8 protein-coding genes are annotated in these 10,113 nt (G+C 71.7%); 3 read left to right on the top strand and 5 right to left on the bottom strand.

The annotated features are described in order from the left end of the window. Together hydA and AC3ET4_RS29510 are read right to left on the bottom strand one after the other, a co-directional pair. The coding region (gene hydA, locus AC3ET4_RS29515) for a dihydropyrimidinase (protein WP_431954816.1) at window positions 1–1,397 on the bottom strand (1,397 nt) is incomplete at its 3' end. 17 nt (window positions 1,398–1,414) lie between these two features. Next, a complete protein-coding gene (locus AC3ET4_RS29510; protein WP_431954814.1) occupies window positions 1,415–2,257 on the bottom strand; it encodes a nitrilase-related carbon-nitrogen hydrolase in 843 nt (280 codons plus the stop codon). A 124-nt stretch (window positions 2,258–2,381) separates the two neighbouring features. Here AC3ET4_RS29510 and AC3ET4_RS29505 point away from each other — a divergent pair, with 124 nt between their 5' ends. Next, window positions 2,382–2,747 (top strand): hypothetical protein, encoded by a 366-nt coding sequence (locus AC3ET4_RS29505; protein WP_431954812.1) that lies wholly within the window; start codon window positions 2,382–2,384, stop codon window positions 2,745–2,747. Window positions 2,748–2,853: 106 nt separating this feature from the next. Here AC3ET4_RS29505 and AC3ET4_RS29500 read toward each other — a convergent pair whose 3' ends face one another. Next, on the bottom strand, window positions 2,854–5,073 hold the full coding sequence (locus tag AC3ET4_RS29500; protein WP_431954810.1) for an NADP-dependent isocitrate dehydrogenase: 2,220 nt from the start codon (window positions 5,071–5,073) through the stop codon (window positions 2,854–2,856). Between the two features lie 311 nt (window positions 5,074–5,384). On the opposite strand from AC3ET4_RS29500, the gene AC3ET4_RS29495 reads away from it, so the two are divergent. Continuing rightward, window positions 5,385–6,761, top strand: a complete 1,377-nt coding sequence (locus AC3ET4_RS29495; protein ID WP_431954808.1) for an MFS transporter — start codon at window positions 5,385–5,387, stop codon at window positions 6,759–6,761. Window positions 6,762–6,837: 76 nt separating this feature from the next. Continuing rightward, a complete protein-coding gene (locus tag AC3ET4_RS29490) occupies window positions 6,838–7,257 on the top strand; it encodes a VOC family protein (RefSeq protein ID WP_431954806.1) in 420 nt (139 codons plus the stop codon). Here AC3ET4_RS29490 and AC3ET4_RS29485 read toward each other — a convergent pair. Beyond that, window positions 7,197–9,176: a helix-turn-helix domain-containing protein gene (locus AC3ET4_RS29485; RefSeq protein ID WP_431954804.1), complete on the bottom strand. Its 1,980-nt coding sequence runs from the start codon at window positions 9,174–9,176 to the stop codon at window positions 7,197–7,199. The genes AC3ET4_RS29490 and AC3ET4_RS29485 overlap by 61 nt on opposite strands. A 102-nt stretch (window positions 9,177–9,278) precedes the next feature. Next, on the bottom strand, window positions 9,279–10,103 hold the full coding sequence (locus AC3ET4_RS29480; protein ID WP_431954818.1) for a 3-hydroxybutyrate dehydrogenase: 825 nt from the start codon (window positions 10,101–10,103) through the stop codon (window positions 9,279–9,281). Window positions 10,104–10,113: the final 10 nt, after the last annotated feature.

Below are 10,113 nucleotides of genomic sequence, written 5' to 3'. Positions count from 1 at the left end.
ACGAGGTACTGGCAGGTCTCACGGGGCTGGTAGCGGCCGTGGCCGGCCCGGCCCAGGTATCGGTCCTGGTCGACCAGGACGGTGCCGCGGGACAGGACGGTCTCCACCCGTCCGGTGACCCGTTTGCCCTCGTAGGCCGAGTAGTCGACGTTCATGTGGTGCGTGGCCGCGGAGACGACCTGCTCCGCGTCCGGGTCGTAGACCACGATGTCGGCGTCCGCACCCGGCGCGATCGTGCCCTTGCGCGGGTACAGGCCGAACATCCGCGCCGGCGTCGCACACGCGATCTCGATCCACCGGCGACGGCTGATGTGCCCCTCCACCACCGCCTGGTGCAACAGGTCCATCCGGTTCTCCACCCCCGGCAGACCATTGGGGATCTTCGAGAAGTCACCCCGCCCCAGCTCCTTCTGCCCCACGAAGCAGAACGGGCAGTGATCCGTCGACACCACCTGCAGATCGTTCGTCCGCAACCCCCTCCACAGCGCCGCCTGATGCTCCCTCGGCCGCAACGGCGTCGAACAGACGTACTTGGCACCCTCGAAGTCCGGCTCCGCCAGGTTGTCCGTCGACAGGAACAGATACTGCGGACACGTCTCACCGAACACGTTCAGCCCGCGGTCGCGCGCCGCTGCCAGCTCCGCGACCGCCTGCTCGGCGGAGACGTGGACGACGTAGAGCGGCGCACCGGCCACCTCGGCCAGCCGGATCGCGCGGTGGGTCGCCTCGGCCTCAAGCAACTCCCGCCGCACCTCCCCGTGATAGCGGGGATCGGTCTTCCCCGCCGCCAGCGCCTGCTCGACCAGCACGTCGATGGCGATGCCGTTCTCCGCGTGCATCATGACCAGGCCGCCGTTGCCGGCGCCACGCTGCATCGCCCTCAGGATGCGGCCGTCGTCGCTGTAGAACACACCGGGGTAGGCCATGAACAGCTTGAAGGAGGTGACGCCCTCCTCGACCAGGAGGTCCATCTCCTTGAGGCTGTTCTCGTCGACGTCCGACACGATCATGTGGAACGCGTAGTCGACGGCGCAGTTGCCCTCGGCCTTGGCGTGCCAGGCGTCCAGACCGGCGCGTAGCGAATCGCCCACCGACTGCACCGCGAAGTCCACGATCGTCGTCGTCCCGCCCCAGGCGGCGGCCCGGGTACCGGTCTCGAAGGTGTCCGAGGCGAAGGTGCCACCGAAGGGCAACTCCATATGGGTGTGCGCGTCCACCCCGCCCGGGATGACGTACTTCCCGCTCGCGTCGATGACGGTGTCGGCCGTCCAGCTCTCCGCGACGGTGCTGCCTGCGGCGGCGAGCGCGACGATCCGCTCGCCATCGACGAGGACGTCGGCGTGCACCTCCTCGGCGGCGGTGATGACGAGGCCGCCGCGGATCAGGGTTCGGCTCACGGGTTCCCTCCCTCTTCTCACGCCTCGGTCAGCGGGCCGTAGGCGTCGGGGCGGCGGTCGCGGTAGAAGGCCCACTGCTGGCGGACCTCCTCGATCTTCCCGAAGTCCAGGTCGCGCACGAGCAGTTCCCCCTCCTTGTCGGAGGCGACGTCGCCCACGAACTGGCCGCGCGGGTCCACGAAGTAGGACGTGCCGTAGAAGTCGTTGTCGCCGTACTCCTCCTGACCGACCCGGTTGATGGCGGCGACGAAGTACTCGTTGGCGACGGCCGCGGCCGGCTGCTCGAGCTGCCACAGGTAGGCCGACAGCCCGCGCGAGGTGGCGGAGGGGTTGTAGACCAGCTCGGCGCCGGCGAGGCCGAGCGCGCGCCAGCCCTCGGGGAAGTGGCGGTCGTAGCAGATGTAGACGCCGACCTTGCCGACGGCCGTGTCGAAAACCGGCCAGCCCAGGTTGCCGGGCTTGAAGTAGTACTTCTCCCAGAAACCCCTGACCTGCGGGATGTGGTGCTTGCGGTACTTGCCCAGGTAACCGCCGTCGGCGTCGATCACGGCGGCGGTGTTGTAGTAGAAGCCCGCCTGCTCGACCTCGTAGACCGGGACGACCATCACCATGCGCAGCTCCTTGGCGAGCGCCTGCATCCGCACGATCGTCGGGCCGTCCGGCACCGGCTCCGCCCACCGGTAGTGCTCGGGCTCCTGCACCTGGCAGAAGTACGGGGCGTTGAACACCTCCTGGAAGCCGATCACCTGCGCCCCCTGACCGGCGGCCTCGCGGGCGTACCGCTCGTGCAGGTCGGTCATCGACTCCTTGTCGCCGGTCCACTTCGTCTGGACGAGCGCGGCGCGCACTACTCGACTCATCGGTCTTCCCTCCGACGTCGCGGCAATGGGCGGGCCGCGGAGGTGAACTCCGGGCCGCTTGACGGCTGACCTTAGGAGCCGCGCGGTACGGGGTGCAGTACCACGCTGTAACGCGATGGGGCCCTTGGCGTTCCGTCGCGTCACCTGCGCGGACACCGCCCACCGGGGTGCCACGGTCAACGGGCCCACCGCGTCGACCGCGCCGGACGCCCTCGAGGTCGTCGCCCGGGCCCTCGGGGTGCCGGACGACGCCATCGAAGGCGCCGAAGTACGGGTCGAACTGCCCGGCGCCAGGGCGGTGGAGGCCGTGGTCGACTACCGCGACCGGTACTTCGTCGGCCTGCGGACCGGCGACGCGATGTACCGCGTCTTCGGCCGCAACCACTGGGGCGCCCCGGTCGGCGTCAGCGTGCACGACTTCGCCCCGGGCGCGGACGGCGAGCGGTCCGGCGAGCGCTGGCAGGCCTGGCTGGACGGCGTCTTCGCGTAGGGCACGCGCCGCCCCGGACACGGGACCGCCCCGGCTGGATCACCAGCCGGGGCGGTTCGCGTCGTCCTGAGTTCGCGCGCCGCGCTCGCGTCGTACGCGTGTCGCGTCAGGCGAGCGTCGCCAGCGCCTCGTTGAAGGTCGCGGACGGGCGCATGACGGCCGCGGCCTTGGCCGGGTCCGGCTGGTAGTAGCCGCCGATCTCCGCCGGGGAGCCCTGCACGGCGTTCAGCTCGTCGACGATCGCCTGCTCCTTCTCGGTCAGCGTCTGGGCGAGCGGGCCGAAGGCCTTGGCCAGATCCGCGTCGTCCGTCTGCCCGGCCAGCTCCTGGGCCCAGTACATGGCCAGGTAGAAGTGGCTGCCGCGGTTGTCGATGCCGCCGAGCCGGCGGCTGGGCGACTTGTCCTCGTTGAGGAAGGTGCCCGTGGCGCGGTCGAGGGTGTCGGCCAGCACCTGGGCGCGGGCGTTGCCCGTGGTGGTCGCCAGGTGCTCGAAGCTGACCGCGAGGGCCAGGAACTCGCCGAGGCTGTCCCAGCGCAGGTAGTTCTCCTTGACCAGCTGCTGCACGTGCTTGGGCGCGGAGCCGCCGGCGCCGGTCTCGAAGAGGCCGCCGCCGTTCATCAGCGGGACGACCGACAGCATCTTGGCGCTGGTGCCCAGCTCCAGGATCGGGAAGAGGTCGGTCAGGTAGTCGCGCAGCACGTTGCCGGTGACGGAGATCGTGTTCTCGCCGCGGCGGATGCGCTCCAGGGAGAACTTCGTCGCCTCGACCGGCGACTTGATCTCGATCTGCAGGCCCTCGGTGTCGTGCTCCGGCAGGTACTGCTCGACCTTGGCGATCAGGTTCGCGTCGTGGGCGCGCTCCGCGTCCAGCCAGAACACCGCCGGGTCACCGGTCGCGCGGGCGCGGGAGACGGCGAGCTTGACCCAGTCCCTGATCGGGGCGTCCTTGGTCTGGCAGGCGCGGAAGATGTCGCCCGCGGAGACGGCCTGCTCCAGCACGACGTCGCCGTTCTGGTCGACCAGGCGGACGGTGCCGGTGTGCTGGATCTCGAAGGTCTTGTCGTGGCTGCCGTACTCCTCGGCCTTCTGCGCCATGAGGCCGACGTTGGGCACCGAGCCCATCGTCGCCGGGTCGAACGCGCCGTGCGCACGGCAGTCGTCGATGACGGCCTGGTAGATGCCGGCGTAGCTGCTGTCGGGGAGCACCGCGAGGGTGTCGGCCTCCTGGCCGTCCGGGCCCCACATGTGGCCGGAGGTGCGGATCATGGCCGGCATGGAGGCGTCCACGATGACGTCGCTCGGGACGTGCAGGTTGGTGATGCCCCGGTCGGAGTCGACCATGGCCAGGGCGGGGCCCTCGGCCAGCTCGGCCTCGAAGGAGGCCTTGATCGCCGCGCCGTCGGCCAGGGCCTCGACGCCCTTGAGGATGCCGCCGAGGCCGTCGTTCGGGGTGAGGCCGGCCGCCGCGAAGGTCTCGCCGTACTGGGCGAAGGTCTTGGGGAAGAAGGCGCGGACGACGTGACCGAAGATGATCGGGTCGGAGACCTTCATCATCGTGGCCTTCAGGTGCACCGAGAACAGGACGCCCTCGGCCTTGGCACGCGCGACCTGCTCGCCGAGGAACTCGCGCAGCACGGCGACGCGCATCACGGAGGCGTCCACGACCTCGCCCGCGAGCACCGGCACGGACTCGCGCAGCACGGTGGTGGTGCCGTCGTCACCGACCAGCTCGATGCGCAGGGCGCCGTCCTCGGCGATGACGGCGGACTTCTCGGTGGAACGGAAGTCGTCGGAGGTCATGTGCGCGACGTTCGTCTTGGAGTCGGCCGACCAGGCGCCCATGCGGTGCGGGTGCGCCTTGGCGTAGTTCTTGACCGACGCGGGGGCACGGCGGTCGGAGTTGCCCTCGCGCAGGACGGGGTTGACGGCGCTGCCCTTGATCTTGTCGTAGCGGGCGCGGACGTCCTTGTCCTCGTCGGACTTGGGGTCGTCCGGGTAGTCCGGCAGCGCGTAGCCCTGCGCCTGCAGCTCGGCGATGGCGGCCTTCAGCTGCGGGATCGAGGCCGAGATGTTCGGCAGCTTGATGATGTTGGCGGCGGGGGTCTTGGCGAGCGCGCCGAGCTCGGCGAGGGCGTCGGGGATGCGCCGGCTCTCCTCCAGGTACTCGGGGAAGTTCGCGATGATGCGCCCGGCCAGGGAGATGTCACGGGTCTCCACGGCGACTCCGGCCGTGGACGCGTACGCCTGGATCACGGGCAGGAACGAGTACGTCGCCAGCGCCGGCGCCTCGTCGGTGTGCGTATAGATGATGGTCGAGTCAGTCACCGGTGCTCCGCTCCACGTCTGCAACATTGCTCGACATCAAGATATCTCGTGAACGGCGACCACTCGAATGGACCCTCCCGCGGGCGGCCCGCCACCCCGTCTTTCCAGGCGGGTCCGGCCCCTCAAACCGATGGGTCCGGCCTCGCCGGCCCGGCTGGTCCCCGGTCTCGCGGCCCGCGCAAACCGTCATGGTGGCCGCCCGCATACCGGGGCGGACAACTGTGGTGTGCCACCACATGTGAGCGTGACGGGGCCGTTCCTACGGTGTGGCGACACGGAAACGTCCCGTCCCCCGCCCGGAAGTGGTGACCATGGCAACCCCGGCACCCGCGCCCACCGCACCCGGCTCGCTCCGCAGAATCGTCGCGGCGAGCCTCATAGGCACCACCATCGAGTGGTACGACTTCTTCGTCTACGGATCCGCCGCGGCGCTCGTCTTCAACAAGCTGTTCTTCCCCGAGCAGGACCCGCTGGTCGGCACCCTGCTGTCGTTCCTGACCTACGCGGTCGGCTTCGCCGCCCGGCCGGTGGGCGCCCTCGTGTTCGGTCACTTCGGGGACCGCCTCGGCCGCAAGCGGCTGCTCGTGCTGAGCCTGCTGCTCATGGGCGGCACGACGTTTTGCATCGGCCTGCTGCCGACGTACGCCGCCATCGGGGTCGCCGCTCCGGTGCTGCTCACCCTGCTCCGCCTGGTGCAGGGCTTCGCGCTCGGCGGTGAGTGGGGCGGCGCGGTGCTGCTCGTCTCGGAGCACGGTGACGCACGGCGCCGCGGATTCTGGGCGTCGTGGCCGCAGACGGGGGCGCCGGCCGGCCAGCTGCTCGCCACGGGCGTCCTGTCGGCGCTGACCGCCCTGCTCTCGGACGCCGCCTTCACCTCGTGGGGCTGGCGCGTGCCCTTCCTGCTGTCGGGCGTGCTGGTGATCGTGGGGCTGTGGATCCGGCTGTCGGTCGACGAGTCCCCCGTCTTCAAGGCGGCGCTCGCCAGGGCGCAGGCCCGCGAGGCCGAGGAGTCCACGATCGAGCGGCTGCCGCTGCTGGCGGTGCTCCGCGACCACTGGCGGGACGTCCTGGTGGCGATGGGCGCCCGCATGGCGGAGAACATCAGCTACTACGTCATCACCGCCTTCGTCCTCGTCTACGCCGTCGAGCAAGCGGACCTGAGCAAGCAGACCGCGCTGAACGCCGTGCTCATCGCCTCGGCGGTGCACTTCGCCGTCATCCCCGCCTGGGGCGCGCTCTCCGACCGCGTCGGACGCAGGCCCGTGTACCTGCTGGGAGCGGCGGGCGTGGGCCTGTGGGCCTTCCCCTTCTTCGCTCTGATCGACACGAAGAGCTTCCCGGCCGTGCTGCTGGCCGTGACGGGCGGACTGGTGCTGCACGGCGCCATGTACGCGCCGCAGGCGGCCTTCTTCTCCGAGATGTTCGCGACCCGGATGCGGTACTCCGGCGCCTCGATCGGCGCCCAGTTCGCCTCGGTCGCCGCCGGCGCCCCGGCGCCGCTCATCGCGACCGCGATGCTCGCGTCCTACGGCAGCTCGACCCCCATCGCGCTGTACGTCATCGCCGCGTCCCTGCTCACGCTGGTCGCCGTCGGCATGGCCCAGGAGACCCGCGGCCGGGACCTCGACGCCGTCGAGGCCGGGAGCACGAAGGACGCCCCGCCGGCCCGATCGGTCAACGCGGGCTGACCCGCGGCGGCCACCGCCCGCTCCCGGCACGCAGACCCCGCCGCGGATGTCAGTGGCGGGGTCTACTGTCGTGATCATGAGTGACGTGACGCACAGGACGGGGGAGCTGCACCATGTCGAGCTGTGGGTGCCTGACGTGGAGCGCGCGGACGCCGAGTGGGGCTGGCTGCTGGGCAGGCTCGGCTACGCCCCGTACCAGCGGTGGGAGGCGGGCCGCAGTTGGCGTCTGGGGCCGACCTATGTCGTCGTCGAGCGGTCACCGGATCTCGTCGGGGGGCCGCACGAACGCCGCAGGCCGGGGCTGAACCACCTCGCGTTCCATGTCGCAGGCCGGGCGGAACTGGACGCCCTGGTGGCGGTCTCGCCCCGGCACGGCTGGACACTGATGTTCCCCGAGCTCCATCCGTACGCGGGCGGCGAGGCGCACTACGCCGCCTACCTGGAGAACGGCGACGGCTTTGAGGTGGAGCTCGTCGCGGGCGACAGCCCGTCCTGACCCGCGGGGGCCCGCGGACCCTCCGGGCCGGCCGCGAGCCGGTGCAGACGCAAGGCCAGCTGGATCTCCAGCGCGCGGTCCGGCGACTGCCAGTCGGCGCCGAGGAGGTGGGATATCCGCTCCAGGCGCTGCGCGACGGTGTTGACGTGCACGTGCAGGGCGTCCTTGGTGCGCACGGGGCTCATCCCGCTGGCGAAGTACGCGTCGAGGGTGCGCACGAGGTCGGTGCCCCGGCGGCTGTCGTAGTCGGCGACGGCGCCGATCGTGCGATGTACAAAGCCGTCGACGTCGCGCGAGTCGGTCAGCAGCAGACCGAGGAAGCCGAAGTCGTCGCCCGCGGCGCCCTCCCCCGCGCGGCCGAGGGCGCGCAGGGTGTCACCGCAGCGCTGCGCCTCCGCGTAGGCCAGGGCGACGGAGCCGGGACGGCCGGCCGGCGCGTGGACGGGGCCGGAGGCTCCGACGGTGACGGCTGCCTGCACGGCCGTGCCCAGCTGCTGGGCGATGCGGCGGGCGGTGGCGGAGGCGTCGGAGCCCGGTTCCAGGGGGAGCAGCAGCACCGTGCCGCCGTCACGGGCGGCGGCCAGGCCCCGGCGGGTGGCGGCGAGGTGGGAGGCGGCCGACCACAGCCGCTGCCGGTCGGCGGCGGCTCCGGCGTGCTCCTCGTCGACGCGCGCGGCGAGCACGACGTGCGGGGCGTCGAGGTCGGCGCGGAGCCGTCCCGCGCGTTCCCGCAACAGCGCGGGGTCGCGGTGCGGGGCGTCGAGCAGGTCGTCCAGGAGCTCACCGCGAAAACGCTGTTCTGCCTCCGCCGCGGTGCGCCGGGCGAGCAGCAGCAGGGAGGTGACCATGGCGGCCCGCTCCAGCGTGCGCTGGTCCACGGGGTCGAGTTCGGGGTGGCCGTGCAGCACGAGGGCGCCCAGCAGTTCGCCGCCCGCCGTGACGGCGGCCGTCCAGGTCTCGCCCTGCCGTACGGCGTGGCCGTCCTTGCGCGAGCGGGCGACGGCGCCGGCGAGCGCGTCGGGGACGGGGTCGCGGTCGGTGCCGACGACCCGTACCGTCCCCGAGAGCACTTCGGCGACGGCGTCCGCCACGTCGTCCACGCCGCCGCCGCGCAGGACGAGTTCGGTGAGCCGGTCGTGCACCTCGGAGGCCCGTTCCAGCACGGCGCTGTGGTTGCGGATGGTCTCGTTGGCCGCGCCGAGGTCGGCGAGCGCGGAACGGGTCTCGTCGAGCAGGTTCGCCGTGTCGATGGCGACGGCGGCGAGCGAGGCCAGCGAGGCCAGCAGGGCGATCTGCCCGCGTTCGAAGACGCGGGCCCTGCGGTCCGCCGCGTAGAGCACCCCGATGACGCCTGTGCCGAGCACGAGCGGCACGCCGAGGATGGCCACCAGTCCCTCGTCGCGCACGGCCGAGTCGATCGGATGGGTGTGCCGGAAGCGCTCGTCGTCGAAGTAGGACTCGGTGACATAGGGCAGAGCGGTCTGCGCGACCAGGCCTCCGAGCCCCTCCCCCATCCCGAGCCGCACTCTCTGGAACTCGGCGGAGACGGACCCCTCGGTGACGCGCATGTAGGTGTCGCCTGCCTTGCGGTCGATCAGGCTGAGATACGCCACGTCCGTGCCGAGCAGGGACCTGGCCCGCTGAACGATGGCCTGCAGCACCGAGTCCAGGTCGCGCAGCCCCGCGAGGTCGCCGGCCGTCTCGAAGAGCGCCGACAGCTCGGCCTCGCGCCGTCGGCGGCCCTCCAGTTCCGCCCGCACCCGCAGGGCCAGCAGCTTGGCCTGCTCCATCTCCTCGAGCACGGCGGGCGTCGCGCCCTCCGCCCTGGCCGCAAGGACCGGCCGCTCGTACTCCTCGGCCGCTGCCCCGCGGGCGAGGAGCCGCAGGAAGGGAGCGTCGCAGGGGCTGTGGGGAGCCATGGTTCCGCCGTGGTTGTCGGGGGCCTTGTGGTGCGGGGGTCGGTCCGGGGCTTTGTGGGCTTCGTACGGGTCGCGCGGCACGCTGTCAGGGATACCGACAGATCAGTGTGCCGTCCATCCGCCGTCCATGGTCAGCGAGGCACCGGTGATGAAAGACGCGTGCGGTGTGCAGAGATAGGCGGTGAGCTCGGCGACCTCCTCCGGCTCGAGGAGGCGCTTCACTGCGGAGTCGGCGAGCATGACCTCGGCGACGACCCGCTCGGGTTCGATCCCGTGGGCCGCCGCCTGGTCGGCGATCTGCCGCTCGACGAGCGGGGTGCGCACATAGCCCGGGCTGATGCAGTTCGAGGTGACGCCGCGCGCCGCGCCCTCCAGAGCGGCGGTCTTGGAGAGTCCCTCCAGCCCGTGCTTGGCCGAGACGTAGGCGCTCTTGTAGGCCGAGGCCCGCAGTCCGTGGACGGAGGAGATGTTCACGATCCGGCCCCAGCCCTGCCGGTACATGTGCGGCAGCGCCCCCCGGATCAGCCGGAAGGGAGCCTCCAGCATCACCCTCAGCACCGTGGCGAAGACATCCGGAGGGAAGTCCTCGATGGGGCGGACGAGTTGCAGCCCGGCGTTGTTGACCAGGATGTCGGTGCCCTCGGCGGCCCGCTCGGCAGCCTCGAGGTCGGTCAGGTCCAGGACCACGGTCTCGACGGCGCCGCGGCCGCCGCCCGCCGCGGCCTGCTCCGCGAGCTCCGCCAGGCCCTCGACGTCCCGGTCGGCGGCCCGCACCGCGGCGCCCGCGGCGGCCAGACGCAGAACGCACGCGCGGCCGATGCCGCCGGCGGCGCCGGTGACAAGAGCGGTGCGTCCGTCCAGGTCCGGCGCTGCGGACGGCGGGACGGGGCCTGCTGCGGTACGGGGCGAGGGGGGCGTGTGCGTCATGCTGTGCAGG

It is taken from the genome of Actinacidiphila sp. bgisy167 (assembly GCF_057707665.1).
This window is presented reverse-complemented; position numbering and strand designations above follow the sequence as displayed.